This is a genomic window from Paenibacillus tengchongensis, from assembly GCF_008973665.1.
Taxonomy (GTDB): domain Bacteria; phylum Bacillota; class Bacilli; order Paenibacillales; family Paenibacillaceae; genus Paenibacillus_AQ; species Paenibacillus_AQ tengchongensis.
The window spans coordinates 155,798-182,389 of sequence record NZ_WACP01000015.1; the positions used below are offsets into that span (position 1 = coordinate 155,798).

24 protein-coding genes, 16 tRNA genes and 1 riboswitch are annotated in these 26,592 nt (G+C 53.0%); of the genes, 16 read left to right on the plus strand and 24 right to left on the minus strand.

Annotated elements, in window-relative coordinates; genetic code table 11:
• Nucleotides 1–102: 102 nt before the first annotated feature.
• Entirely contained in the window at nucleotides 103–1,209 is a 1,107-nt protein-coding gene (locus F1381_RS22655) for a BMP family ABC transporter substrate-binding protein (RefSeq protein ID WP_246188161.1), read from the minus strand.
• 371 nt (nucleotides 1,210–1,580) lie between these two features.
• Here F1381_RS22655 and F1381_RS22660 point away from each other — a divergent pair, with 371 nt between their 5' ends.
• The 13 genes from F1381_RS22660 to F1381_RS22720 all read left to right on the plus strand — a co-directional run bounded on the left by F1381_RS22660 (nucleotide 1,581) and on the right by F1381_RS22720 (nucleotide 12,689).
• The gene (locus F1381_RS22660) at nucleotides 1,581–2,351 is read left to right on the plus strand and encodes an AraC family transcriptional regulator (protein ID WP_151737121.1); all 771 of its coding nucleotides are present in this window, start codon (nucleotides 1,581–1,583) and stop codon (nucleotides 2,349–2,351) included.
• A 144-nt stretch (nucleotides 2,352–2,495) separates the two neighbouring features.
• Nucleotides 2,496–2,861 (plus strand): Na-translocating system protein MpsC family protein, encoded by a 366-nt coding sequence (locus tag F1381_RS22665; protein WP_151737122.1) that lies wholly within the window; start codon nucleotides 2,496–2,498, stop codon nucleotides 2,859–2,861.
• Between the two features lie 207 nt (nucleotides 2,862–3,068).
• Nucleotides 3,069–3,623: a UbiX family flavin prenyltransferase gene (locus tag F1381_RS22670; protein WP_187355527.1), complete on the plus strand. Its 555-nt coding sequence runs from the start codon at nucleotides 3,069–3,071 to the stop codon at nucleotides 3,621–3,623.
• 148 nt (nucleotides 3,624–3,771) lie between these two features.
• Nucleotides 3,772–5,115 carry a UbiD family decarboxylase gene (locus F1381_RS22675; protein ID WP_151737123.1) on the plus strand — a complete coding sequence of 448 codons (1,344 nt, stop codon included), beginning with the start codon at nucleotides 3,772–3,774 and terminating at the stop codon, nucleotides 5,113–5,115.
• Between the two features lie 510 nt (nucleotides 5,116–5,625).
• Nucleotides 5,626–5,892, plus strand: coding sequence for a BMC domain-containing protein (locus F1381_RS22680; RefSeq protein WP_151737124.1), 267 nt, complete (start codon nucleotides 5,626–5,628; stop codon nucleotides 5,890–5,892).
• 28 nt (nucleotides 5,893–5,920) lie between these two features.
• On the plus strand, nucleotides 5,921–7,087 hold the full coding sequence (locus F1381_RS22685; RefSeq protein ID WP_151737125.1) for a hypothetical protein: 1,167 nt from the start codon (nucleotides 5,921–5,923) through the stop codon (nucleotides 7,085–7,087).
• A 506-nt stretch (nucleotides 7,088–7,593) separates the two neighbouring features.
• Nucleotides 7,594–8,031 (plus strand): BMC domain-containing protein, encoded by a 438-nt coding sequence (locus F1381_RS29145; protein ID WP_151737126.1) that lies wholly within the window; start codon nucleotides 7,594–7,596, stop codon nucleotides 8,029–8,031.
• A 115-nt stretch (nucleotides 8,032–8,146) separates the two neighbouring features.
• Nucleotides 8,147–8,434, plus strand: a complete 288-nt coding sequence (locus F1381_RS22695; protein WP_150269253.1) for a BMC domain-containing protein — start codon at nucleotides 8,147–8,149, stop codon at nucleotides 8,432–8,434.
• An 8-nt stretch (nucleotides 8,435–8,442) separates the two neighbouring features.
• On the plus strand, nucleotides 8,443–9,198 hold the full coding sequence (locus F1381_RS22700) for a Rossmann-fold NAD(P)-binding domain-containing protein (protein WP_151737127.1): 756 nt from the start codon (nucleotides 8,443–8,445) through the stop codon (nucleotides 9,196–9,198).
• A gap of 7 nt (nucleotides 9,199–9,205) precedes the next feature.
• Nucleotides 9,206–9,487: a EutN/CcmL family microcompartment protein gene (locus tag F1381_RS22705; RefSeq protein ID WP_151737128.1), complete on the plus strand. Its 282-nt coding sequence runs from the start codon at nucleotides 9,206–9,208 to the stop codon at nucleotides 9,485–9,487.
• Between the two features lie 3 nt (nucleotides 9,488–9,490).
• Nucleotides 9,491–11,305, plus strand: a complete 1,815-nt coding sequence (locus F1381_RS22710; protein ID WP_151737129.1) for an adenine deaminase — start codon at nucleotides 9,491–9,493, stop codon at nucleotides 11,303–11,305.
• A gap of 55 nt (nucleotides 11,306–11,360) precedes the next feature.
• On the plus strand, nucleotides 11,361–12,044 hold the full coding sequence (locus tag F1381_RS22715; RefSeq protein WP_151737130.1) for a cyclase family protein: 684 nt from the start codon (nucleotides 11,361–11,363) through the stop codon (nucleotides 12,042–12,044).
• A gap of 15 nt (nucleotides 12,045–12,059) precedes the next feature.
• Nucleotides 12,060–12,689 carry a DUF1989 domain-containing protein gene (locus F1381_RS22720; RefSeq protein ID WP_151737131.1) on the plus strand — a complete coding sequence of 210 codons (630 nt, stop codon included), beginning with the start codon at nucleotides 12,060–12,062 and terminating at the stop codon, nucleotides 12,687–12,689.
• A 1,399-nt stretch (nucleotides 12,690–14,088) separates the two neighbouring features.
• Here the strand turns inward: F1381_RS22720 and F1381_RS22725 are convergent.
• The gene (locus F1381_RS22725) at nucleotides 14,089–15,480 is read right to left on the minus strand and encodes an MATE family efflux transporter (RefSeq protein WP_151737132.1); all 1,392 of its coding nucleotides are present in this window, start codon (nucleotides 15,478–15,480) and stop codon (nucleotides 14,089–14,091) included.
• Between the two features lie 217 nt (nucleotides 15,481–15,697).
• On the opposite strand from F1381_RS22725, the gene F1381_RS22730 reads away from it, so the two are divergent.
• On the plus strand, nucleotides 15,698–16,579 hold the full coding sequence (locus F1381_RS22730; RefSeq protein WP_151737133.1) for an AraC family transcriptional regulator: 882 nt from the start codon (nucleotides 15,698–15,700) through the stop codon (nucleotides 16,577–16,579).
• 117 nt (nucleotides 16,580–16,696) lie between these two features.
• On the opposite strand, the gene F1381_RS22735 is transcribed toward F1381_RS22730, so the two are convergent.
• The 3 genes from F1381_RS22735 to F1381_RS22745 form a co-directional block, all read right to left on the minus strand.
• Nucleotides 16,697–17,257, minus strand: coding sequence for a cysteine hydrolase family protein (locus F1381_RS22735; protein ID WP_151737134.1), 561 nt, complete (start codon nucleotides 17,255–17,257; stop codon nucleotides 16,697–16,699).
• Between the two features lie 24 nt (nucleotides 17,258–17,281).
• Nucleotides 17,282–18,697, minus strand: a complete 1,416-nt coding sequence (gene allB / locus F1381_RS22740) for an allantoinase AllB (protein WP_151737135.1) — start codon at nucleotides 18,695–18,697, stop codon at nucleotides 17,282–17,284.
• A gap of 118 nt (nucleotides 18,698–18,815) precedes the next feature.
• A riboswitch (purine riboswitch) is annotated at nucleotides 18,816–18,919 on the minus strand.
• A 234-nt stretch (nucleotides 18,920–19,153) separates the two neighbouring features.
• Nucleotides 19,154–19,534 (minus strand): MerR family transcriptional regulator, encoded by a 381-nt coding sequence (locus F1381_RS22745; RefSeq protein ID WP_151737136.1) that lies wholly within the window; start codon nucleotides 19,532–19,534, stop codon nucleotides 19,154–19,156.
• A 165-nt stretch (nucleotides 19,535–19,699) separates the two neighbouring features.
• Between F1381_RS22745 and F1381_RS22750 the strand changes: the two genes are divergently transcribed.
• Complete coding sequence (locus tag F1381_RS22750; protein WP_151737137.1) at nucleotides 19,700–20,620, plus strand: aldo/keto reductase; 921 nt, start codon at nucleotides 19,700–19,702, stop codon at nucleotides 20,618–20,620.
• Nucleotides 20,621–20,973: 353 nt separating this feature from the next.
• Entirely contained in the window at nucleotides 20,974–21,948 is a 975-nt protein-coding gene (locus tag F1381_RS22755; protein ID WP_151737138.1) for an S-layer homology domain-containing protein, read from the plus strand.
• Between the two features lie 57 nt (nucleotides 21,949–22,005).
• On the opposite strand, the gene F1381_RS22760 is transcribed toward F1381_RS22755, so the two are convergent.
• From F1381_RS22760 to F1381_RS22850, 19 genes are all read right to left on the minus strand, one after another.
• A complete protein-coding gene (locus F1381_RS22760; protein WP_151737139.1) occupies nucleotides 22,006–23,145 on the minus strand; it encodes an amidase domain-containing protein in 1,140 nt (379 codons plus the stop codon).
• Nucleotides 23,146–23,354: 209 nt separating this feature from the next.
• Nucleotides 23,355–23,666 carry a helix-turn-helix domain-containing protein gene (locus F1381_RS22765; protein WP_151737140.1) on the minus strand — a complete coding sequence of 104 codons (312 nt, stop codon included), beginning with the start codon at nucleotides 23,664–23,666 and terminating at the stop codon, nucleotides 23,355–23,357.
• Nucleotides 23,667–23,816: 150 nt separating this feature from the next.
• On the minus strand, nucleotides 23,817–24,410 hold the full coding sequence (locus F1381_RS22770) for an RNA polymerase sigma factor (RefSeq protein WP_187355528.1): 594 nt from the start codon (nucleotides 24,408–24,410) through the stop codon (nucleotides 23,817–23,819).
• 443 nt (nucleotides 24,411–24,853) lie between these two features.
• Nucleotides 24,854–24,932, minus strand: a tRNA-Leu gene (locus tag F1381_RS22775).
• Between the two features lie 7 nt (nucleotides 24,933–24,939).
• Nucleotides 24,940–25,013, minus strand: a tRNA-Cys gene (locus F1381_RS22780).
• An 8-nt stretch (nucleotides 25,014–25,021) separates the two neighbouring features.
• A tRNA-Gly gene (locus F1381_RS22785) sits at nucleotides 25,022–25,096 on the minus strand.
• 5 nt (nucleotides 25,097–25,101) lie between these two features.
• Nucleotides 25,102–25,176, minus strand: a tRNA-Gln gene (locus tag F1381_RS22790).
• A gap of 25 nt (nucleotides 25,177–25,201) precedes the next feature.
• Nucleotides 25,202–25,277, minus strand: a tRNA-His gene (locus F1381_RS22795).
• Nucleotides 25,278–25,320: 43 nt separating this feature from the next.
• Nucleotides 25,321–25,396, minus strand: a tRNA-His gene (locus tag F1381_RS22800).
• A 23-nt stretch (nucleotides 25,397–25,419) separates the two neighbouring features.
• Nucleotides 25,420–25,493, minus strand: a tRNA-Trp gene (locus F1381_RS22805).
• A gap of 5 nt (nucleotides 25,494–25,498) precedes the next feature.
• Nucleotides 25,499–25,584, minus strand: a tRNA-Tyr gene (locus F1381_RS22810).
• 6 nt (nucleotides 25,585–25,590) lie between these two features.
• Nucleotides 25,591–25,666 (minus strand) — tRNA-Thr (locus F1381_RS22815).
• A gap of 23 nt (nucleotides 25,667–25,689) precedes the next feature.
• Nucleotides 25,690–25,765 (minus strand) — tRNA-Phe (locus tag F1381_RS22820).
• A gap of 23 nt (nucleotides 25,766–25,788) precedes the next feature.
• Nucleotides 25,789–25,865, minus strand: a tRNA-Asp gene (locus F1381_RS22825).
• 44 nt (nucleotides 25,866–25,909) lie between these two features.
• A tRNA-Met gene (locus F1381_RS22830) sits at nucleotides 25,910–25,983 on the minus strand.
• Between the two features lie 43 nt (nucleotides 25,984–26,026).
• A tRNA-Val gene (locus F1381_RS22835) sits at nucleotides 26,027–26,102 on the minus strand.
• A gap of 55 nt (nucleotides 26,103–26,157) precedes the next feature.
• Nucleotides 26,158–26,232, minus strand: a tRNA-Glu gene (locus F1381_RS22840).
• Nucleotides 26,233–26,259: 27 nt separating this feature from the next.
• Nucleotides 26,260–26,349 (minus strand) — tRNA-Ser (locus F1381_RS22845).
• 3 nt (nucleotides 26,350–26,352) lie between these two features.
• Nucleotides 26,353–26,428: transfer RNA gene (locus tag F1381_RS22850), tRNA-Asn, on the minus strand.
• Nucleotides 26,429–26,592: the final 164 nt, after the last annotated feature.

The window sequence follows — 26,592 nt, forward strand, 5'->3', positions numbered from 1 at the left end:
CAACGCCTTTCCGCATGGTGTGCTTGCAAAAACAGGCAGCTGGAATATCCTTCTGGCGAAGAATATCCTCAGCTGCGTATTTGCTTTTCATATTTTATTGAATTAAGGCTTAACTGCGTTGCGGATGCCTTCCACTTCGGAGGTTTCCATACCCATCGCGTTGTCGACAGTGATCTCTTTGTTAATCAGCTTCTGCTTTACTTCTTCCACTTTGGCCTGCAGATCTGCAGGGAACACGCTGCCGTAGATGTCGTTCTCGGCAATGCCGACGCCGTCTTCCACGAAGCCGAGCACATCGCGTTTGCCCATTTCAAGCGTGCCATCCTGCAGCTTGGTCACTGCGCCGAGAATGGCGCTGTCGATCTTTTTAATCGCCGAGGTGATGATCAGGTTGGCCTTCTCGCTGTCCGTATCCTGCAGCAGCAGCGCCTGGTCGGAGTCGACGCCGATGGCGTATTTGGTCTTTTCTTTTGCCGCGTCAAAAATCCCCAGACCCGTACCGCCCGCCACGTTAAAGATGACATCCACACCGGAGTTATACTGGATCAGCGACAGCTCCTTGCCTTTGGCCGGATTGACGAAATCGCCTGCGTAGGATACCGCTACCTTCACGTCAGGGTCAACATACTGCGCTCCCTGAATATAGCCGACGAGGAACGCATTGATGCCCGGAATATCCATCCCGCCGACAAAACCGATCACATTCTCTGCATTGGCATTCGGCATATCGGACTGCGTCGTAAGTGCCGCTACGGCACCGGCCAGGAACGAAACTTCGTTCGTGGAGTAAGACATGTTGTACATATTGGCAGGCGCTTCTTCGATATCCGTGTCATAGTTGATGAACTTCTTGTCCGGATTCGCTTCGGCGGTCATGTTGAACATTTCCGTAATTTCTGATCCGCCCGAGATGACGACATCCCAGTCTTCAGCGGCAATATCATTGAACGTAGGCTCCCATTTAGTCTTGTCGGTGCCCATTTCAACGACCTTCGTTTCTGCACCAAGCTCGCTCTTCACTCTTTCAAGACCTTTGTTTGCCGCATCAAAAAATGATTTATCCCCAAGCGTTCCCGGAATCAGCAGCACGACCTTCAGTTTATCGCCGGAAGCCGCATTGCCGCTCTCCGCATCCGCTCCGCTGTTCGCCGAATTTGCCGCATTTCCATTGCTATTGCCGTTGCTTCCGCAAGCCGTAACCAGTACCATTACCGCAAGTAACAATAAAGCAAGAACGTTCTTTTTCATCTGTTCAGTTCGCACCCCTGTTTTAGTTTGTTGGACCGCCCCGGTCTTCCGCAGTCTGTCTCTTAGTTGCACGTTTTGTTCCAGTACGTCAATGTAATTATTTTTCAGCAGATCTAATTAATCTCTGAACAATAGCAAATCACAATAAAAAGCAAACATTAAACAGCAAAAATAGGGATTAAACCAGTCAATTTCCGAACGAGATGGCCAGTCAAGTTGCGAATCTTCGGTTTAATTGATACGATCATAACAAATAAGTACTTAAAAAATTATATGAATTCGGTCATTTTTTTGCATGATTCGGCTAAAACTAAGCAAACTGGAGGTTCAACATGGATCAGGTCCTATATATTGTAAGAGCTGCGCATGAGGCTAACACCCACATCCCCCGGCATCAGCATGAATGCTTCGAGCTGGTCTATTACATGGAAGGCTTGGGCACCTGCGGCATTGGACCGCGCAGCTTTCATTTCCGGCCCGGATCATTCGCGCTGATTCCTCCCAACTACAAGCATGACGAGAACCACCAGCCCGTCTCCGAGGTGTTGTTCGTCGGATTTCACTGCGGCAACGCCCGCATCAACTCCCTTTCCGGGGTATACGAGGACGACAAGGATCAGACGGTGCTGCACACCCTGCTGCGGATGCATGAGGAGTTCAAGCGCAAGCGCGACGGCTTCACCGAGCTGCTCAACCTGCAGATGAGCGAGATTACCGTATATCTCCAGCGCCTGCTGGGCGCTTCCGGGTACCAGTCGCCAGCCGAGGATCAGGTACAGTATGTGCTGAATTACATGGATGAGCATTACCGCCACAAGCTGTCGGTCCAGTCCCTTGCCGATATGTCCGGCTACAGCTATGACCGGTTCCGCCATCTGTTCAAGGAACGCTTCGGACACTCGCCGCACCGTTATCTTCTGCTGAAGCGCCTAAATTATGCCAAATCGCTGCTGATGCACACCCAGATGCCGGTTGCGGAAATTTCCGCCGCCGCAGGCTTTGTGAATGACGCGCAATTCTGCAATATTTTCAAAAGAGAAATCGGCCTCTCCCCCCGCAACTTCCGGGTCAGCAGCAAAAATGAAATCAACGAGGTTAAATAATGTAACATTAATCATTTACTTTATAAGCATTTTATATATAATGGAGTATAAACTTGGCCTCGGGCAGAGGTTTCCGTTGATTAACAAAGGTGTTGTGTCACGTTAAGTTACACTATTCTTGATTTTCTGTAGGGAGTGAACGTTATGACGCTTGCGCCATTGCTGTCCTCCAACGAGTATAAGAAGAAGCTGTCCCGCTGCTATAACGAGGTTCACAAAGAACTTTACGGCGTAGGAGTCACCCAGCTCCGGATTGAGCCGGTCAGCGGCACGATGATTATGTTCCTCGTCAAGCATCAGCGGGTTCCGGCCCTGCGGGCGCTGGAGGACCATTATCCTGAATTGAAGCAATCGGTGGATGCCGCACTGCATCAGGAGTTTAAGCGGAGAATCCGGGCACGGCTGGCGGAGGAACTGGAGCTGGAGGTTACCGGAGTGCTGAGGGATTACGATCCGGAGACAGGCTGGGCCTGCACGGTGGTCATGAGCGAAGCCGGGCCGGAGCAGTGAATGATGCACAGTTTCACCTTGACTTAGAAGGCATTACACAATTTCATACCCATCTCTCCCCGGATTTATCCTGGGGGAGCTGATCCACCTTAAGGTTCGCCCAATATCTGTTCACAGATTGCAGGAAGCCGCTTGATGTAGAGGACATCTCTATTTCAGCGGCTTCTTTTTGTTATACCCCATTATCCGGAAAAGGAGCGCCTGCGCATGAGAATTATTGTGGCGATAACCGGAGCGAGCGGCTCCATCTACGCCTACTCCATGATCCGCACGCTGCACCAGTTGGGCGCCGAGACCTTTGTCATCTCCACCGCTTCCGGCGAGAAGGTGATGCAGTATGAATGCGGCGTTACGCTTCAGGAGCTGGAGCCATACGCCAACGTGCTGGACAACGGCAACCTGTTCGCTTCCGTGGCGAGCGGCTCCTTCAAGACCGATGGCATGGTCATCCTCCCCTGCTCCATGAACACGCTGGGGGCGATAGCCAACGGGCTCGGCGACACCCTGCTGAGCCGCGCCGCCAGCGTGACGCTGAAGGAACGGCGCAGGCTGGTGATCGTCCCGCGCGAGACGCCGCTGCATATCATCCACCTGGAGAATATGCTTAAGCTGGCCCGGGCCGGGGCCGATATCATGCCCGCTTCGCCGGGATTCTACCACCACCCTACGGAAATCTGGGAGCTGGTGAACTTCATGAATGCCCGTGTGCTCGACGCCCTGGGCGTCGAGCATCAATTGATCAAAAGATGGGGTGAACGGTGATGGCAGATGACAATGCCGGATACAGAGAGGCCACAACTCCGAATCAAACTGTTATCAGACGGGGATTGCCCGTGTCGGCAAGTCATGCGTGGTGCGGAGCGAATACAAATGACGTCCATCAACATTGTATCGGAGGAGAGGTGCGCCCATGGCTTCCACTAATGTAAGACAGCTGCTGGCCTGCTGGGAACGCAGCGGCAAGCTGCTGCGCATCCGGCGCGAGGTCAGCCCGCATTTCGAGCTGGGCGCAGTCGTCAAAGCGGTCAAGGGCCGGCAGCCGCTGCTGTTCGAGAAGGTCCGGGATTACAGCATGCCGATGGCAGTCGGCCTCGGCGGGTCCAAGGAGCTGATTGCCGAGAGCATGGATATGGAGCCCGCAGACCTGCTCCCCCGGCTGATCGCCGCCATCGTCCAGCCGCTGCCGACGATAGAGGCGCAGCGGGCTCCGGTTCACGAGAATGTGCTTACCGGAAGAATTAACTTGAAGAACCTGTTCCCGGTCTGCACCTATCATGCCGAGGACAGCGGCGCTTATTATGTATCCGGGGTGATGGTCGTCAAGGACCGGGACGGGCGCAAGCGCTACACCTCCATCCGGCGGATGCAGCTGCTTGAGGGCAACCGCACTGGCATACTCATCTCCTCCCCCGAGCTGTTCGGGCAATTCCGGGAGATGGAGGAACGCGGCGAACCGATGGAAGCGGCCTTCATGTTCGGCATCGTGCCGGCCGTGGTGCTGGCTTCGCAGATTAGCACCCATCTCTTCCACGCGGATAAGCTGGAGGTCGCTTCCGCCCTGCTCGGCCAGCCGCTTCCGGTCGTCCGTTGCAAGACCGTCGGCCTTGAAGTGCTGGCCGAAGCCGAGGTGGTGTTCGAAGGCCGGATTCTCCCCGGCATCCGCGAACCGGAAGGCCCCTTCGGCGAGCTGGGCGGCTACTATGGCCCGCTTACAGAGCAGCCGGTTGTCGAGATTTCGGCTGTCACCTTCCGCAATGATCCGGTCTGGCAGACCATTCTGCCTGCCAGCTACGAGGAGAAGGTGCCGATGGCCATCTCGCGCGAGATTGCGCTGCTCAGCTCGGTCCGCCAGGTCGTTCCCGGCGTACAGGATGTGCATGTCACCCTCGGCGGCGTCGGCCGTTATCATGCGGTCATCCGCATCCGCAAGGTCCAGGAGGGTGACGGCAAAACCGCTCTCCTCGCCGCCTTCGCCGGCGACAAGGACCTCAAGCATGTGGTCGTCGTCGACGAGGACGTCGACATCCACAGTCCGCTCGATGTCGAATGGGCGATCGCGACCCGCGTGCAGGCGGACCTGGACATCTTCATCGTCCCCGGCGCCAAAGGCTCGCCGCTTGAACCGTCGCACAACCTGCGCGGCGTGAGCGCCAAAATGGGCATCGACGCCACCGTCCCGCTGGCGGAGAAGGCGGCTTACCGCCGCACGCACATCCCCGGCCAGGATGAGATTGATCTGGCCCGGTATGTGTAGCCGTGAGGACGGATGCCGCGGGCGTTGCGGAGTACGCTCCAGGGGGCAGGATGCAGCAGGCGTGCTTCGCCGGAATACCCGGCGGGCGGCATAAATTCGATTCTGATGTATTCTGTACAGCAGAATACCGCCAAACAAGCTACTATGGCCGGTTAACCCGATTTCAATTGTATAAAGTGCAATAGAACTCTCCGGCCGGAGCGATATCCCCTCTTTCTATTGTATGAAGTGCAATTGAACTCAAATTTGCGGCTTACTGACACTTAATTGCCGAGCCAAGAAGATTAGGCAGTGAATCAATCCTGCTTCACAGCGCTTCTAGCGCAAACCTAGGCTAAAACCACAATGTTACACTCACTGCACTTAAACAAACTATTGCACTAAATACATCCATACGCTGACGGCCGACATACAACTGCAGTGTTGCTCTCACGGCACTTAAAGCTACTTTTACATTGCAGTGCATTTATTTCGTGTTACTCCAGCCAGTAGCCTTTAAGGAGGTGGATTATGCAAGCGATCGGTTTAATCGAGACGCGGGGCCTGACGCCGGCGGTTGAAGCGCTGGATGCCATGTGCAAGGCCGCAAACGTCCGGCTGCTCGATTTCAAGCGGGTGGGCTCCGGCCTGGTCACGGTCATCGTCGAAGGCGATGTAGCCGCTGTAACGGCAGCCGTGGAAGCCGGCGGTTCTTCCTACCGGCAGACCGGCGGCCAGCTCATTGCTACCAACGTCATTCCGCGGCCGCATCCGGATCTCGCCAGGATGCTGCTCTAGCTTATTTGCTTCAAGGAGGTGATCGTCTATGTCCGACTTTATCCAAGAGATCGTGACCGGGGTGCTGCAGCGCAACCGGACAGCAGGCCCGGCAGCAGCAGGCGCTCCTGCCGCAAGCCTCGGAACGCCCGTCCCGGGCGGTTACCCGCAGCCGCCAGCTCCCGGAGATGTGCGGACGCTCCCGGTCAAGCGCGTCAATTACCAGAAGGAGCGGGCCGGCAAGCGCCTGGCTCCGATAGCAGGCAGCACCGCCAGCCCGCTCGATACACCGCTACCCGGCAGCGGCAGCCCCGCACCGGCGGAAGCACGGCACTCAGGTAACACGGCTGCATCAGCAGCTGCGCCGGGCCCCGGTTACGGCTGCGCCAGCCCGCCCGGTGCGATGCTCTCCAGCAGCGCTGCCGACGTCTCAGCCACTGCGCCGCTCTACGGCGGCCCCAGCAGCATAGCTGCCCCGCCGCCCGCAGCAGGGCCGGCGGAGGCCCGCCGGCTCGCCGCAGACAACCTCTCACCGCTGCTGCTGCGCACGCTTCCGGCCGCTGCCGGCACGGGCGGCGGCACCCCTCCCGCTTCCGGCCGCAGCCCGGAAAGCGCAATTGCCGGCTCCCTGCCGGACGCGCGGGAGCCCCTCCGCCTGCAGGCGGGCAGCTTCACCGACGCCTGGCTCTTCCCGGAGCTGACCGGTGAGCTCCGCCAGCTCCTCGGAAGCCCGGGCCGCAATTACAACGCGGCCGGGGTCATCAGCTCCAGCAGCTGCAGGCCAGGCCAGCTATTCGCTGTCGAGGAGATTCTCGCGGACACTGCCGGCCTGGAGCCGGATATCCGCTGGGGCGGCGAGTCCGGCTTTGAGCTGAAATTGTTCGGCAGCGAGTCCGCACTGCTGCGCAGCAAGCTTCAGGCGCTTGCCGACCGGCTCCGGCAGGAAGACAGCGCAGCAAGCGCGCGGGTCTATACCAGCGCAGCCCCGTCCCCGCTGCTGCGCCGGCATTTCGGGGCAGGCCAGCAGGAAGCGATCGCCATAGTGGCGTCAGGCTCCCGCTGGAGCAGCATCGGCGTCGTGGAGCAATGGCGGCACCGCCATTCCGCTTCCGGCGTGAGCATCAGCGCCGAACGCAATTATTGTCTGCTCAGCGGCAGTGCGGCACAGATTGCCGCAGCCGTCTCCCAGCTTAACGCTATAATCGCCGGAGCCTAGAATCTTGACCAAGCCAAGTTCACAGCTCCATTTGTAGATTTCCGCAGCTATTCTCGCATGTTAGATCATATATGCATTACTGCACTTGATATAGTCCAGGTGCTAGTTAGATTTCCGCCACTTATTTTTTCGCTAAAATGCCTTTTTTCGGACGCTAAGTGGATTTCCGCCATCTATTCTGGAGATAATTCGCTCCAGTCATCACTTTCATTGCAATTAAGTGGAAATTATCGAACTAGACTCCAGCTAAGCAGCAAAACGTAGGAAATTAGGTGGTGAAAATCAATTTAATCTCTTAATCAGCTAAACTTGAGCAGTCAAAATTGATCAGCCAAATCAATAGACTCTATATGCGAACGTCTCCAGCCAGTACTTTTCTCGCAAGCTAGGTGTCGCATAACTGAAATTTGATTCGGTCACAGCACTAGTGCATCAACCCGCCGGGATATTAGGACCAACCAGCCAGTACCCGCAGCCATCTATTTGAACCAAGGAGGTAATGCAGCATGCAAGCGCTCGGCCTGATCGAGACCTTGGGATATACCGCCGCCGTATCGGCGGCAGATGCCGCGCTCAAAGCGGCAGACGTCCAGCTTGTAGCTGTGGAGAAAATCATCGGCGTCGGCGGCTCCCTGGGGGTAACCATTCACCTCAGCGGGGAAGTCGCTGCGGTAACTTCATCGGTTGCAGCCGGCAAAGCAGAGGGCGAGCGGGTCGGCAAGGTCGTCTCCGCGCATGTCATCGCCAAAGCCCATGAAGATGTCAGCGGTAAAATTCTGGCGAATTACATGTGGAGTACAGAACGTACAGCCGTCAAGGCAGATGCGGCACCAGATAGTGCAGCAACAACAGCGCAGGACAGCCCCATCGCCAAAGCGAAGCTGCGCTCCAAAGCCTCGGAGCCTTCAACGCCACCGCCCCAGCCGCCGGCGCTGCCGGAATAAACGCAGCGAAAACCGGCTGCATGCGTAAGCTTTATGCCATACGCCGCGTATCCTTAGCGCCAAGCTTCTATTACAAGCTTCAACCAACCAAACTTTTATTATGGAGGTCATTACAATGGGAGAATCACTGGGACTTATCGAAACCAAAGGGCTGGTCGGAGCCATCGAAGCAGCCGATGCCATGGTCAAGGCGGCCAATGTGGAGATTTGCGGCTATGAAAAAATCGGCTTCGGTCTTGTCACCGTCATGGTACGCGGCGACGTAGGCGCGGTCAAGGCCGCCACCGACGCCGGAGCGGCCGCCGCCAAACGGGTCGGCGAGCTTGTGTCGGTGCATGTTATTCCGCGTCCGCACAGCGAAGTCGAACGCGCCCTGCTGTCCAAGGGCGGCGGGATTGAATAACCCGTCCCATGGACAGCCGGCATAGCGCGGTTGCGGAGAATGCCCTGTTAGAGCTGGCTTACCGCTCTTCAGACAGCCAGTTGAAGCAGAATCATCCGCTGGTGCTGGTCCTGTTGACCGGCCATTTCATCGGCATGGACGAAGGGCTTGCCGCCATCCGTACGCTCGCCAGAAGCGGCGCACGCCTCAAGCTTGCCGTAGACGGACCGCTGGCAGAGATCATGAGTCTGCGGGATGTGGCCAGTCAATCCGGGGTAGATGATATCCTCTCCCCCGCCGATCTCCGTACATTCCCGGCGACCGGTGCGGAGCTGCTGTTTATTCCGGTGCTGTCCCTATCCCTGCTGGCCCGCCTGGCCCAGCTTGACACTGCGGACCCGCTGGTCAGCCTGGCCGTGCAGTCGCTGTGCGCCGGCAAGCCGGTCGCAGCACTGCAGCTCGGGGCAACGCCCGGTCATTACCGCTGGGCAGAGCAAGGCCTCTCCCAGGCAAGCCCGGCGCTTACTCAGGAGCTGCAGCGCAAGCTTGACCTCATCGCCAGCTATGGTGTCAACCTGCTGGAGCCGGATGAGGTCACCGGCTGGCCAGCCAAGGCCGCTGGCCGGGTACCAAAGAAGCAGGTACTCACCGCAGCGGATGTGCAGGATGCAATGAAGCTGAACCGGCCTGGCATCGTCCTCGGCAGAACGGCCGTAATAACCCCGCTTGCCGCCGATCTGGCCCGGCAAGCCGGGATTGAACTTACACTTAAAGAGAAAGGGTGACAATCCCATGATGCTGGGACGGATTACCGGGCATGTCGTTGCTACCCGCAAAGACGAGCATCTGATCGGCACCAAGCTGCTGATCGTGCAGCCGATTCTGCCGGACGGCGCGCCGGCTGGACAGCCGCTTGTGGCCGTCGATACGGTCGGTGCAGGCATCGGGGAGATGATTATATACGCCGTCGGCAGCGTCGCTTCACGGGCAGCGCAGCATCCGGATGCCCCGGTGGATGCTGCGATCATCGGAATCGTGGACAGTGTGGATTGTCCCCGAGCAGGAGGCTTGTAGCTTATGCGGACTACCGATATCAAAGACGCCATCCAGCGGCGGCGGCTGATCGATGTGCTGCTGTCAGGGCAGCAATATGCAGATCTTGTGCTGCAGGGCGGCTATATTATTAACGTCATTACCCGCGAAATCTATCCGGGGGACGTGGCGGTCAAAGGCGACCGGATACTGCTGGTCGGCGACGCCGGCAAGCTGATTGGCCCTTCCACCACCGTCGAGCATATCGGCGGCAAATTCGTCAGCCCCGGCTTCATTGACTCCCATATGCATTTCGAGAGCGCCATGCTGACCGTAACCGAATTCTCCAAGCTGTCCATTCCGAGCGGTACGACCACGCTTGTGGCTGACCCGCATGAGATCGGCAACGTGCTGGGCGTTCCCGGAATGAAAGCGATGATCGACGAAGCCCGCACCCTCCCGAACCGTGTCCTGTTTACCGTCCCCTGCCTGACGCCGGATGTGCCGGGACTGGAAACGGCTGGAGCAGACATCACTTCACAGGATATGCACGAGCTGCTGAACGATGAGCATGTGCAGGGCATCGGCGAACTGCAGGGCTTCAGCAACGTTCATCCCGTCTACCGCAATGCGCCGTATCTGATCGACGACCTGCTCGCCTCCGTGTCTTATGCCAAGACCATCGGCAAAACCATCGAAGGCAATGCTCCGGGTCTCGCCGGGGCGGAGCTGGCGGCGCATATTATTTGCGGCGGCGGCCATGTCTCCTGCCACGAGACAACGACCAAGGAAGAGATGATGGAGAAACTGCGCTACGGCGTAAGCGTCTTTATGCGTGAAGGCTCCTCCCAGCGGAATATGGCGGAATGCATCCGCGCAATTACCGAGGAAGGCATGGATTCCCGGCGGGCGATTCTCGTCTCCGACGATATGGTGCCCGAGGATCTGCTGAAGCACGGGCATATGAACGATATCGTGCGGCGGACCATTGCCGAAGGGATCGATCCGGTGGAAGCCATCCAGATGGTAACCATCAATCCGGCGACCCATTTCGGCTTCCAGGATGTCGGTGTGCTGGCTCCGGGCAAGAAGGCGGATATCGCAGTCATTTCCGACCTCGCCCAAATGACGGTCGACCAGGTCTACATCGACGGAGAAAAGGTGGCGGAGCACGGTGAACTGACCCGTGACATTCCTTCCTACATTTATCCGGACTCCGTCAAGAAGTCCGTCAAGCGTAAACCCGTCAAGCAGCAGGAGCTGCAGCTTGACGCCGGCGGGGCCCAGGGCAGCGTCAGGGTCCGGGCCATCGAGGTGATCCCCGACCAGAACCTGACCGGCGCAGGCGTTTATTCCGTGCCGGTAAAGGACGGCGCAGCCCAGCCCGCGCCGGAGGAGGATTTGCTGCCGCTGATCGTCGTTGAGCGCCATGGGCGCAGCGGCAAGATCGGCAAAACATTTGTGCGCGGCATGAAGCTGAAAAGCGGCGCTATAGCCGAGAGTGTGGCGCATGACACGCATAACATTATCGTGACCGGCACCAATTACGCCGATATGGTGACGGCGGTCAACCGGGTCATCGCGATGGACGGCGGCATTGCCATGATCGACGGCGGCAAGGTGGTCGGCGATCTGCCGCTGCGGATCGGCGGCCTGATGACCGACGAGCTGACCGGCAAAGAGATGAGCACCAGGATCGCCGAGCTGCACCGGCTGGCCCGCGAGGAGCTCGGCTGTACGCTGCATGTTCCGTTCATGCACCTGTCCTTCCTCTCGCTGGTTACCAGCCCGGCCTGGAAAATCACCGACATCGGCCTGATCGACGCCGACAACTTCACTGTGCTGCCGCCGCTGGCTTAACCCCCCCATAAACCGGGGGCTTAACATGGCGGCCCGCAATAAGGAGGACGAACCCATGGGCATCAAGGTTATCGACTTGTCCCAGGAAATCTATCAGGGAATGCCGGTATTCCCGCCGCATCAGAAGACAATGATTTTTCCCAATATGAGCCATGAAGAGAGCAAGGCTAAGCTCGGCTTCGAGTTCGCCACGAACAACCTGCTGATCAACGAGCACGGGCCGACCCACAGCGACGCCACCTATGAATACGATCCGCAGGGGCAGACGATCGACGAGATGCCTTTGGAGTATTTCTACGGCCCGGCCGTCTGTCTGGATCTCTCCCATATCTCGCCGGATGGCTGCATTACCCGCCGCGATCTGGAGCAGGCGCTGCAGCGCGGCTATCTTCACCTTGACCGTGGCGACATCGTTCTGCTGTATACCGGCCATTACAACCGCGCATACGGTACAGACGAATGGCTGACCCGCTATACGGGCCTGGATTACGGAGCGGCGGAATGGCTGGCGCAGCAGGGTGTCGTCAATATCGGCATTGACGCCCCGTCGATCGACAACCCGCTGGATCCGGATTTCTCCGGACATCTGATCTGCCGCGAATACAAGCTGACCAATACGGAGAATCTGTGCAATCTGGACCGGGTAGCCCAGCGGCGTTTTCTGTACTTCGGGCTTCCGCTCCGAATCCGCAAGGGCACCGGCTCTCCGGTACGGGCCGTGGCCGTATTTATCGAATAAGGAGGCGGCTGAACCATGCGTGCCGATGAACGCATCATTGAAGAAATTACCGTCCCCCCGTATGAAGGGCGCAGCGCCCGCATCCGCAAAGGCCAGACCCTCTACATTATCGATGTGGAGGGCAAGCAGGTCGGGGATTTCGTCTGTTTTAACGCTGACGACCCGGAGGAGCATGTCTCCCCGGTGCATATGCGCTCTTCGCTCAGCAGTATCCGGCTGAAGCCGGGCGACGGCCTGTACAGCAACCGGCGACGGCCGTTGATGCAGCTGACCCGGGATACCGTGGGCAAGCATGATTTCTTTTTTCCGGCCTGCGATTATTACCGGTACAAGGTCGATTTCGGTCTGGAAGAGCATCCCAATTGCCACGATAACCTGCAGAAGGCCTTGCGGCAATACGGCCTGGAGCCCAGAGAAATTCCCGATCCAATCAACTGGTTCATGAACAACGCTCTCGATGAGAATCTGGATTATGTGATCGAGGAACCGTTGTCCCGGCCCGGCGATTATGTGGCACTCCTGGCACTGACCGACTGCATCGTTGCCCTCTCTGCCTGCTCGCAGGACCTGGCCCCCGTCAATGCCTATCAAGTAACGCCACTGCGGATGCAAATTACCGAACCGGTAAGCCGGCAGCTTTTGTAATATTCCCGCTTAGAATCGCAATGCACCTCCGTATCTCCCCCCATTGCGGCAGCCCCCGGCCTTGTGCCAGGCGGGCTTGTTCCGTTTGCCGTCCTATACTCCGGCTTATGATGCGCTACAGTTCTCTTTTGTACAGTAAAATCAGGTAAGCCGCCTGCTGGAGGACACGGTCCTGCCGGTGACCGCTATCGCCGAGCGCTGTTGATGGAAGGTATCATTCTCGCGATGAACAACTAGTATAATTAACCAAATTTATTACGGAGAGGTGTAAAATGTTTATTGAGGATTCACGAATCGGCCGCTTGCTTTCCGGACTACCCCCCATCAATAAGCCGGGTTATTATCTGGTATGCGAAGAGGGCCAGATCAGATACAGTGCGGAGAAACCGCACAGCGTCCAGATTATTGACGCGGATACATTTATCGATACGCTGGTTCAAGGCTGCCGCGAAGCCATCCGCATCTTTGCGGACAGCCCGGATAACCGGGAAGTTTATGTCTTTTGCCTGCGCACGAGTGAATTTAAAGAGTCCATCGTTTATCTCAATACCGTTGCCAAATATGAAGAAACCCTTACCCATTATCACAACAAATACGGTACATATCCCGCAGGCAGCCAAAATGCGCAGCACCTGAAATACAGCCTTGGCGAATTCCCGCTCCAATTCTGGAATGAAGAGATGGGTGATGCCGGCAGAATATTGGCTCATTTTCGCGACTTAATGGACTATCCTTCATTCTTGGAGGAAGACATCCTTTGGGGTGAGAGTGATATTCCGTTAATTGCCTTTGAAACGGGGATTCTGGCCAGGGGCTATTATTTGCTGTTCTCTGAAGCCATGCAGCGCCTGCATGCGGAACATGCCTTTGACTCACTCGACCGGACAGCAGATTTCATTGCCTATACCTCCATCGGAAACAGCCATCTGGACTACAGTATCGTTATGCGCAGTACGATTGACCCGGATTTGTTCTATAAGCTATTTCCCGACATTCTTGCAAAGGATCAAATGTTTGCCGCAGAAATCAGCAAGAATAGCGGACTGAATGCAGGCGAGTATCTGGATTACTGGCTGGCTGCCGTACATGATAATTATTCGCGTGAATTCCCCTATTCCGCCGGCCGTACTGCTTATGACGTTTATATGCAAATGAGTCTTTTGGGCAGCAGCCTGGCGGATGAAGCCCTTAAACGCCTAAGCTTCTTCATTATAACTGTTTCTACTTCGCCCACTCTGCCTGAACATTGTCCAGGCCGGTCAGCTTATAGTAGCCGTTCTCCACTGTGTAGCTCTTACCCTCTGCGCCATACCAAAAGACCCCGGAACGATTCCCTGATGGAACCTGTTCCGGGGCTTGGATACAAGCTGGTCTTTTCGGTTATTGCAGGACACCGCTCTTACGACATTGACAAGCCGCTTTGCGGCTCCAATGACTGCGGCCGTTCGCCTGTCTCCTCCGCAGCCGCCGCATTCAGCACCTTGCGTCGCCGCCAGCGGATCAGCACCAGTACCCCACGGAGCAGCTCGTCGGTAATCATGGAGCAGTAGATGCCGACCAGTCCCCATCCTGCAGAGATTCCCAGCAGGTAGGAGCCGCCGATCCCGATCAGCGTCATGGAGAGCATCGAGATCGTCATCGTGAACCGGGTATCGCCGATGGCGTTCAGGGCGTTGCCCATCGCCATATTAAGCATTTTGCTCGGCTGCAGCAGCAGATTCAGCGCGAGCAGCGATACGCCGATGGCGATAATCTCCTGATCCTCGGTGAAGAAGCCGAGCAGCACTTTGCCGAACAGGAACAAGATCAGCACATTGGCGCCGACGATCACCTGCCCGATGAACATCGTACGGTAGGCTCCGCGGTAAACCGCCTCTGTCTGCTTCGCTCCGAACAGATGGGCGGTCAGAATTTGCCCGGCCATGGCAATGGCGTAACCGAGCGTGAAGCAGAACGACTCCAGCGTGTTCAGATAGGTGCGGGCCGCCAGCTCCTGGGCTCCGAGCATAGCCATGAACATATACATCGCCAGCTGCGAGATGACCCAGGCCGATGAGTTGAGACCCAGCGGCCAGCTGATCCGCAGAATTTCGCTGAACAGATTCCGCTGGAATACTCTAAAATCGCGGAATTTAATCTTCCGCTCAAATGATCCGCAGAACATATAGAGCAGCACCGCTACACCGAATAACCGGCTGATGACGTTCGAGATGGCAATCCCGCCAAGCCCCATTTCGGGCAGACCGAACATCCCGAAGATAAAAATATAATTAAGCACGATATGCAGCACATTGACGGCTACACCAGTATACATCGGCCCCCGGGTGTTGCCCGTGTTGCGGATCGCGGTCCCGAGCGCGGCAGTCATACCGACCAGGAACAATCCCCCGCCGACATAAGTCAGGTACACATGAGCCAGCGGCGCCAGATCACCCGATATTTGCAGCATCCGTCCGATAGGATCGGCATAGAAGAACAGAATCAGACTGACGATAACACCCAGCACGGCACTGACCGACACCCCCATGATCGCGATGCTCCGGGCGTCTTCTCCGCGGCCCGAACCGAGCCGCTGGGCGATCAGAATACCCGCTCCTCCCGCAAAGGTTGTGAACAAGGCCGTCAGCGCATTAAATAATTGACTCGATATTCCCACCACGGCCACAGCGTCATCGGAGATTCGGCTGACCATGATTGTATCCACCGTACCCAACAGGGTTTGCAGAAAAATCTCAATAAAAATCGGCCAGGCCAGCATCCACAGTCCGATTTTCCCACTTCCGGTTTTCATTAAATGAACTCTCCTCTCACTACCCGCTTCCATCATCTGTATGTTTGGACAAGCCGTATTATCGCCTTGCTAGAAGTAAATTATAGGTGATATACTCGGGGAAATGTACCACATTCCCAACCTAAACTTTCAATATCCCAACCATCAGAGCTGCAGGCTCCGGCATGGGCCGAGGCACTGGCTCATGCCGGAAGCTGGCGGCTGCAGGAGGCCTGTCATGACATTGCTGCAATTTTCCGCCCCCCCGCTCCCCCACTATATGGTCTCCGGATTTGGAACCTTTCTCCCGGGTGAACGGCATATGAACCGTCACAATCTGCAGATGTTCGATCTGCTGGTGGTCACGGGAGGCTGCCTTTATGTTGGCGAAGAAGACCGCAGGTACGAGGTGCGTGCCGGGGAAGCGCTCATTCTGCGCCCGGATTGTCATCACTTCGGAACCGAAGGCTGCCGTGAGGAGACGCCCTGCTATTGGCTGCATTTCCAGACCACCGGAAGCTGGAGCGCCGTTACGGCTCCGGAAGCCGGTCCCGGAGGGATGGGGACTTCTGATGAGACGCAGCCGGCTGCGTTCTGCGACTATCATGTGTTCAATCTGTGGCTCTCGCAGTACACTACCCTGCTTCAGCCTGCACGGATGGAGGAGCTGCTGCTCCAGCTTGAGCAGCTGAAGGTGAACGGGCACCTCGATTCGGTGCGGCTCCGCCAGCAGCTGCTGTTCCAGGAGATCCTGCAGCTGCTTTCGGCCTCCATCGACCGTGAACGGCCGGTGTTATCCTCCAAAGCCTGCGCCGAGCAGGCGGCTTCCTTCCTGCGCCTGCATTACCGTGAACCGGTAACGACGGCGATGCTCGGCGACAGCCTGAACTTTCATCCGGTCTACATTGCCCGCTGCATGAACCGGGAATACGGCTGCTCGCCCATGGAATACTTGCTCCGCTACCGCATTGAGCAGAGCAAGCTGCTGCTGATGCAGACCAGCTTCCCGATTGCCCGCATCGCCGAAGAGGTCGGCTTCAACCAGGCGCCTTATTTCAGCTCCAGCTTTATGAAGCAGGAAGGCATCTCGCCGCGCCAGTTCAGGCAGCGGTTTAACTGAACCCCTGCAGAGCAGTCCTCTCTAACACGCCAAAGGCCCCGTTACTGCCTTGTATTGCCGGCAGTAACGGAGCCTTTGGATTGCAGATTTTAGTTGGAAATCGCAGTTCTATTCCCTCTAACCCTTCACAACCATATTTCTCGCTTTGTACTCTTCCAGCGTGACCACCTGACCGAAGATGCCGATGTCGCGCAGGCCGGAGATGTGCATATCCTCATCCTTCGAGGCGCAGCAGTCACTGATGCACATGACCTTGTACGTATGATACATCGCATCGGAGGCCGTGGAGCGGACGCAGACGTTAGTCCATACCCCCGTAACCACAACGGTGTCAATCCCTTCTTCGCGGAGGAACAGGTCCATATCCGTATAACTGAAGGCACTGTGGCGTCTTTTTTGTACCACATAATCGCCTTTGCTCTCGTCCGGTGTCAGCTCAGCAATGAAATCCGAGCCCCATGAACCTTTAATGGCATGGACCGGTCTGACCTTAAAGTCCGCATCATTCTTGCGGTGCGCCTCCTGCACGAAGATTACCTGTATTTCATTCTCATGACTGAATTCAATCAGGTCCTGCAGCGCCGGAACAATACCCGCCCCGTTCGGACAGGTCAGCGCCCCATCCGGGTGAATGAAATCATTCAGCATATCAATAACTACAATCGCATGTTTGGCCATTATGCTTCCTCCCTCTCTCCGGTCTTAGTATTTCAGCAGGCGCGGGAGCTCGCTGATCGTTTGCCGTTTGACGTATTCACCGTGGCCCGGCTTGCCGATGACGCCCAGCGCTTCGTCGTACACCAGCGTCCCGCGGACAATTGTCTTATCGACTTTGCCCTTCAGCTTCATCCCGTGGAACGGCGTATATTTCGGCTTACAGTGCATTTGGTCTTTGTCGAGCGTCCATTCCTTCTCCAGATCGACGATGGTGAAGTCGGCATCGGTGCCAATCTCCAGCGCCCCCTTCTTCGGATACAGACCATAATGGACAGCCGGGTTAGTGCAGAGCAGCTCAACCAGGCGGGAAAGGCTCAGTCTTCCTTTGTTATAGCCTTCGCTGATCATAATCGGCACCAGTGTTTCCACCCCCGGGATACCCGGGAACGACGTCCAGACGTCCATGCCCGGTGCATCCTTCTCGGTGGCAATCTCATAAGGCGCATGGTCGGTAGCCATAAAGTCGATGGTGCCGTCCTGCAGGCCCTGCCATAGCCCCTCGTTGTCCTTCTCCGTGCGCAGCGGCGGCGCAATCTTGGCGAACGTACCGAATTCGGTCATCGCATCCACCGCGTTCAGCGTCAAATAGTGCGGACAGGATTCGGCCGTCACTTTGGTGCCCTTCAGCTTGGCTTCGCGGATCAGCTCGTTGCCTGCCGCCGTGCTCATATGCACGATATGCAGCCGGGCGCCCGTCTCTTCGGCGAAGCTGATGCCGAGCTGAATCGCCGCTTTCTCGGCGAGTGCCATACGCGCTTCCGCCCAGGCCGGGTAATCCATGCGCCCTTCACCTTTTAGCTTATTAGTGAAATAATCGCAGATGGCAAAGTTCTCAGCGTGAATGCCGATCGGCAGCCCCGTAGGGGATACGGCAGCGAATGCCTCCAGCATTTCAGGGTCCGTTACACGCGGATAGCTGGGCACGGACGGCGTCATGTATACCTTAAAGGCTACTACGCCGTTAGCCACCTGCTCGCTTATAATCTCAGGCAGCACGTTATTGCGCACATCCTCGCCGGTAATCCCGCCCCACATCGCGTAGTCAACGATCCCTTTGCCTTCCAGCGCGTTCAGCTTATTGAACAGATTGTCGGCGGAACGGACCGAAGGCACACTGCAGCATGGCATATCGACAATCATCGTGACCCCGCCTGCGGCAGCGCTGCTCGTACCGGTAACGAAATCCTCACGGTGAGTAAAGCCAGGATCGTTAAAATGCGTATGGGAATCAATAACCCCCGGCAGGACCAGCTTGCCTCCGGCATCGATGATTTCGGCAGCCTCAGCTTCAATATCCTTGGCGAACCCGGCAATGACGCCGTTCTTGACCAGGATATCCGTCAGCACCTGACGGTTGCCCTGCGGGATGTTGGCATTTTTGATAATCAGATCGTAGCTCATGAATACACACCTCTTCGTTTAGGATAATTAGGCGCGCACAACAAATAAACCCCAGGTAACAAAAGGTACAAGACAGAAAGCATTCATGGCCCGCAGTAACAATCACGGTGAACAGCAATCCCTATCCTATACCTCTTGTAGCCTGGGGCAATTTACGGTCGCCTGGTCGAAACGCTCAACCCGAATTATTGAGCTTATACAAGAGCTTATTCAGTTCAAAAAGAAAGATATCCGGTCTTTTCTATGTCATATTAGATAACAGATAAACAGGAATATCTTTGCTTGATTACTTATATCATATCATCGCTTGCTTTTCAGTCAATGCAGAAACTCTGTTTGTCATCGAATGGCCAAAACATATGTCAATTAACATTACACAAAGGGCAATTAACAGCGTTTATTAAGGCTCCCTCACAAGTTGCAGCGAAATTTCTCACAGGCAATCCGAACGGTGCATTACTTCATTTCGGCCTTAGCTTCTTGTTCCAGAGAGTTGAAATAAGCGATTTTGTGGTCGATTTTCTGGGCGAAGCTTTGAAAAAATTGAATTTTCTCCTCGATCTGCCGCTTATGCGCCTCCAGCAGTTTGCACTGCTCCGACAGCGCCTCCCGGCCTTCTCTCGACAAAGTGATGAACTGCTTGATCTCGGCAATCGGCATTCCGGTATCCTTCAAACAGCGGATCAATGACAGCAGCTCCAGATCCTCATCGTGAAAGCAGCGGTTACCGTTGGCATCCCTGGACACCTCCGGCAGCACGCCTTCCCTTTCGTAATAACGCAGTGTATATTGGCTTAGCCCGGTTTTTTGTGCTATGGTTTTGATGCTGTATCCCATGCTGGCAGCTCCCCTCCGCCGAACGCCTTCGGCATAGTATTCTATCTTTAAGGTAACACCAATCTGCGGGCTTGGAAAGCTTGTCATGAAATTGGTTGACTTACAGTTAGCTCTAAGGTCTACACTTTGATAGGTAAACTTTATAACTATAAGGAGTGAACTCTGATGGTTAACAAAATAAAAGCAGGAAACAGCGCCCTGGAGGTTGCCGAAATTTCACTGGGCTGTATGCGCATTGCCGACTTGTCGCCCCAGGAAGCGGACAAGCATATTCACAGCGCTTTGGAGGCAGGGATCGACTTCTTTGACCATGCCGATATTTATGCCGGCGGCAAAGCCGAGGAGGTCTTCGGTGACGTCGTAGCCGCAAGTCCGGGAATGCGCGAGCAGCTCTTGATCCAGACCAAATGCGGTATCCGCCATGGCTTCTTTGACTTCTCCAAGGAGCACATCATTTCTTCCGTCGAAGGCAGTCTGAAGCGCCTCAAGACCGATTATGTGGATGTGCTGCTGCTGCACCGTCCGGATACACTGATGGAGCCGGAGGAAGTGGCTGAGGCTTTTGACTATCTGGAGCAGAAAGGTATGGTCAAGCACTTTGGGGTGAGCAACCTCAATCCGCTGCAAATTGAACTTCTGAAAAAGAACGTCAAGCAACCGCTGCTTTTCAACCAGCTGCAACTCAGCGTAATGGTTACCGGCATGATTGACGCCGGCTTCAACGTCAACATGACGAACTCGGCCTCGGTCGTCCATGATGGCGGGATTCTCGAATACAGCCGCCTGCATGACATGACGATCCAGCCTTGGTCGCCGTTCCAGTATGGCTTCTTTGAGGGTGTATTCCTCGGCAATGAGAAATTCCCTGAAGTGAACCAGGTCATCGGCCGTCTGGCCGAAGAGAAGGACGTAGCCGATACGGCCATCGCCATTGCCTGGCTGCTCCGCCATCCGGCGCATATGCAGCCGATTGTCGGCACGACCAATACCCGGCGCCTGCTCGACATCGCCAAGGCTTCGGAGATTACTTTGACCCGGCAGGAATGGTACGAAGTGTACCGGGCTGCCGGCAACAAGCTGCCGTAAGCTGCTCTGACGTCACAGGATGGGGTGCTTCACCAGGACGGGGAAGCACCCCATTTTATATTTCGATCGCTTATGAGCCATTAGTCCGCGAAAAAAACAAGCTAGGTCCAAGTAGAGAAATCTTCAAGGGGCTGTCCCATAAGCCATTAATGGCTGCTTGGGATAGTCCCCCTTTTTTTGCCTGAAAGGCTGGGACGAGCCGACCTAAAGTTTTTTACATTTTATACAACTAACATCCTTTTCAGGTGTTTATATACTTTGAAGGCAATCTTTACGAAAGCAAGTGCAATCAATATGCTTACCCTCGGCTTAGGGAATGGATCTAATTTACGAAAGGAGATCGGAGAATTATTATGAGAAAGCTGTTATCATGTGTTTTGGGCATTGGTCTCGTAGTTAATGCGGATATTGCCCTGGCTGAGCAATCAAACATGTTTAAAGATGTTCCAAATCACTTTTGGGGAGAGGATTATATTGAAAGAGCAATCGAGCATAAGATAGTTGAGGGATATCCTGACGGAACATTTAAACCTGATGCAAAGGTAAGTCAAGGCGAATTTCTTGCAATGCTTATCCGAAGCTATCAGCCTTTGGACTTTAATTCAAACCAAAATTTTCAGGATTGGGTCGGACCTTATTTGAGCTATAGCAATAAGCTTGGTTGGACAGAGCTTCAGCCTTCCGAGCAGGCTGCCTTGAACAGAGGAAATGTAGCTCGGTACTTAGTCAACGCAACCGGAAAAAATTTTACCGTTGATGACTCCATTCAATATCTTTTGGATATTGGCATAGCAAAGGGGAAAACGGAAAGATCCATACAAGGATTCATGAAAAATGATCCCGTTACGAGAACCGAGGCACTGGTTTTTATAGAACGACTAAAGTATAGATTTGACGAGTTGGAATCAATACCCAAAACTGCAGAGCAGTATCATAGTGAGCTCGCACAGAAGGATGTTTTTGCAATATCTGAACAGCATATAAATATCCAGTTTCCTCAGCAGTGGAAGAGTAAGTATGAAGTGGTGTATACCGCAAATTCGGAGTTAAAAACCAAAAGCTACGACTTTATTGATAAATCCAACAAAAGTCATGGTGGAGTACTCTTTAGAATGACTGTTTGGCCCAAAGAAGTATGGTCTTCCGAAGGACCAGAACTGATGAAGAATATTCATATCTACAAGATCGGCGAAAGAGATAATGTCGTCTTCACAATAAATACACCAACAGACGTACAATATAGCTCAGAGGATTTAGCATTAAAAACAGAATACCTGAACTTGAGTAATGATGTTACAGAAAAAAGAATTGACTTTCTAATTGATTAGAATCATGAAAAAAAACGGTTAAGCGCCCAATCTCCGCTTAACCGTTTTTGTCATACTTTACAGATAAGAAGCATTGATGTAATAGAACTCATACGAACTGCTGCTAAAGTTTGCAAAGGAAGCTTTTAAACGATCATTTGTATGCGCACTGAACAACATCGTCACACCATCATTTGCAACAATAAACATTACATGAGAGTAACCAGTAGCGCTGATAAAACCGCCTGCAGAGGTTCCGGCTTTCGTTGTTTTATAGAAATAACCTTTTGTATCAACCATATATTGTTTCAACCCATTAGAGATGTTACGTCCAGTATTAACCCAAGCCGTGCTTTCCGGTTTCCATGTACTGTCCTGCGGAATACCTCCCGCATAGATGGCTTGAGAAACATAATTAGCGCAATCCACCCCACCACTTTCTGTATGCCACGCATAATTAGGATTCCATTTGCTGGTATCATATCCAAGCGATGAGGTCACTTCCGAAGTATATTTATTTGCATAGTCCCTTGCTGCGAGACGGTCATATTTAACGGCGGCAAGGGGTTGAATTAAACTAGCCTCTTGCTTAACTGCATAACTGCGGTTGACTGTAATGGCATTTACCAGATCCGCCTCTGCGCTTTTTGCAATTGTGGTTTCAGATTCCGGGATAAAATATGTTGCCGGTATCCAATCAACAAGACCATTTAAAAACTCAAGCTGAGAATTTTTCAGATCAAGTTGGTTGTCGATAATATCCGCACTCACGCGAAACGAATCATTTTGATCCGTTGATGTCCCAATATACTGTTGAAGATCTTGGACTTTATCTTTAATTACCTGTTCGGCATCGGTTACATTGGCAGCTCTGGATAGCTTGAGTGATTTCAACTTGCTGCTGAGACCCTTCACATAAGGAAGTTCATTTACAGACTTTGCTTTTAGCGTTTTGTTCAGGGATACATTGACTCTGGTGGTTAGTTTGCCTTGGTCAATCTTAAAATCAGATGTTGAAAGATTGATTGAATTGATAACGTAATAAGGAGCATAAGCATCTTTCACGAAATTCTCAACATAGCTTTTCACTGCGGCCTGATACTCCTGTTGTACCGCTGAATCTTGTGAAACTGTGGCTGTCTCCGGTTGTGCAAAAGCAATACTGGAAGTAAGGGACAAAGTAACTACAATTGCTAAGAGCACTTTTTTAATACGCATTGGACTTGCCTCCTCAAAATGGTTTGCCATTGGATAAATGGCCTTAATAGAATAACAACAGATGAAAACGCCAACCTATATTATGTATATCCTCCCTCCCACATTAAATTATTGTGGCAGATAGTGTTCTATCTGTTTAAATATTACCATATTATTCCTGTCGAATTACTTTCAATATTGCAATTGATTCGACACGGCAACAATGATTTTTATGTAGAGACGAGAATATAGCCTACTCTTCTAACAGAAATTAAATTGTTCGGGGTAGATTTATCTTCTATCTTTTTTCGAATTCGTGACATATGTACATGAAGCTCATTTGGTGTAATCGGTTCGGTTACATAAGTAATTAACTCATCATATGTTACGATATGCCCTAATTTTGAAACAAGGCAAGAAAGCAAGGATGTCTCAATTCTTGATAACGCGCATAGTAGATTATGATTCACAAAAATGGCTCTATCAAAATCAACATAGCAGTATTCTCGAAGGAATATCACATTTTTAATATATGTTCCCATCTTTAACCTCCTTCTCTCAGAATATGGATAATAAAAGCATATACATATAAACACCTGAAATTACTATATGTTTCATTTTTTTATTTTTTTTCGGAAACTTTTTTATTTTAGAGTCGGATCCGAACTGTTCACTGAACTTCTAATGTGTCTTTATTTATCTCCCCTTCTAAAAAATCTAGCTTTCAGCAAATCTCTAGCTCTGTGAAGCTTCTGTCGCACTCTTTCCTCCGTCATATTAAGCTCTTGAGCAATTTCATAATAGGACAGCCCGGATTTCCAGCGCAACTCGATTAGAAAACGATATTCCGGCTTCATTCTGTTTAAATATTGTAAAATTTGCTCTTCAAGTAATTTAGCTTCTATTAGGCTTTCCACTGACTCTGGAGTTCCACAAGAAGTTGTTTCTATAAACACACTCCCAACATCGATATTGTGACGACACTTCTTCATTTTACGCAAATAATTGAAAACCAGGTTACGAACAATTACTTTAATCCACCCTATTAGCTGTCGTTCGTTCTCTACGGCTGGAGAATTGTATATTGTTTTCAAAAAAGCTTCTTGAATAATATCTTCGGTCGCATGATGGTCATGCGTCATATATAAAATTGATCTGTAATTCAGATTATAAAAAATATGAAAAATTTCCACCTGAATAGCTGGACTTAATGAAAAAAAATGGGAAGAATGAATAAGCAAAAGCTTTCCCTCTATTTGATGCATAGCTAACCCCCATTTTGTCACATGAATAAATTGAAAAATTTAGATTTTCTTAGCTCATAATAAATTTGAAATAAATTCTATTTAAGCAAAATAGATACATACCCTCTTAAAGTTTAATCGAAGTCTACCCTATCAGCAAGTAGATATAACAGCGGCAATTTCCAGGATCAGTATTAGAGGCAAGATGCTTCTGAATTGGAGCGGCCCGCAATAGTTTGAATATTTAAACAGCCTTATTGTCTTTAAACTTTAATGAGCCTCCCACAAGAACTTTTGCGTTCCTGGATTTATCAGATATATGGCGGGTTAAGTAGGAATGACAGAGGGTGAGGTAAATCGAAAATTTATGTCTATTTAGAGTTCAACTCGAAGATAGGATCCGTGGGAACCATGAATAAATCAATTAATAAAATAAAAAAGACTTGTTTGGTTACTTGGAAGTAATCAAACAAGTCTTTAGTTTATACCGGCGAGAGGACTCGAACCTCCACGGTTTCCCACTCGATTTTGAGTCGAGCGCGTCTGCCATTCCGCCACGCCGGCTTAATACTGGAGGCGCCACCCAGATTCGAACTGGGGATAGAGCTTTTGCAGAGCTGTGCCTTACCACTTGGCTATGGCGCCAGATTTAATGGAGCGGACGACGGGAATCGAACCCGCGACCCTCGCCTTGGCAAGGCGATGCTCTACCGCTGAGCCACGTCCGCATTAATGGCTGGGGATATAGGATTCGAACCTATGAGTGACGGAGTCAAAGTCCGTTGCCTTACCGCTTGGCTAATCCCCAACATCTTCGTTTGTTGTCATAATAATGGGGCGATCGATGGGACTTGAACCCACGAATGCCGGAGCCACAATCCGGTGCGTTAACCCCTTCGCCACGACCGCCATAATATTATTCTTTTTTAGTTGTACATACAATTTACGGTTATGGGGCGATCGATGGGACTTGAACCCACGAATGCCGGAGCCACAATCCGGTGCGTTAACCCCTTCGCCACGACCGCCTCATTAAATTGTAAAGTAAAAATGGCAGGGGCAGCAGGAATTGAACCCACACTAACGGTTTTGGAGACCGCTGTTCTACCTTTAAACTATGCCCCTAAAGATGGTGGAGGCTGATGGATTCGAACCACCGAACACGTACGTGAGCAGATTTACAGTCTGATGCGTTTGGCCACTTCGCTAAGCCTCCACGGGATGGTGCCGGCGAGAGGACTTGAACCCCCAACCTACTGATTACAAGTCAGTTGCTCTACCAATTGAGCTACACCGGCATATTCAATTGTTTGAGTAATAATGGTGGCGCGGGACGGAATCGAACCGCCGACACAAGGATTTTCAGTCCTTTGCTCTACCGACTGAGCTACCGAGCCATAACTTCACTTCTCTAAAAGAATGGCGGAACCGACGGGATTCGAACCCGCGATCTCCTGCGTGACAGGCAGGCATGTTAGGCCTCTACACCACGGTTCCACGTTCAGGTACTACTGGGTTCCCACAATCAAGTTGGGGAACAATTGCGGGGGCAGGATTTGAACCTGCGGCCTTCGGGTTATGAGCCCGACGAGCTACCGGGCTGCTCCACCCCGCGTCAGTAAAAGTATGATCTTGTATATCCCTTTTGAGGGTAATCATGGTGGAGGCTGAGGGGTTCGAACCCCCGACCCTCTGCTTGTAAGGCAGATGCTCTCCCAGCTGAGCTAAGCCTCCATAAACGAACAATTATTATTGTACCAAATTCCATCTGTTGAAATCAAGACAAAATTGGTGACCCGTATGGGATTCGAACCCATGTTACCTCCGTGAAAGGGAGGTGTCTTAACCCCTTGACCAACGGGCCATGCTTTAATTCCTAAAGGTAATGCTACGGAGAGAGAGGGATTCGAACCCTCGAGACGCTTGTGGCGCCTACACGATTTCCAATCGTGCTCCTTCGGCCAAACTCGGACACCTCTCCATATGGCTCCCCGAACAGGACTCGAACCTGTGACAACTCGATTAACAGTCGAGTGCTCTACCAACTGAGCTATCAGGGAATAGTATATCAGGCTTGATCGCCTGAAAACTGGATCGAAACGAATGTGCGTTTTAGCCCTTACTGGGTGTCCCGGGGTCCCCGAAAAGTACTCGGTGTACTCTCCGAAGCCTTCGCTTCACTTTTTGGGGTAATTTTGGATAAGCCCTCGACCGATTAGTATTG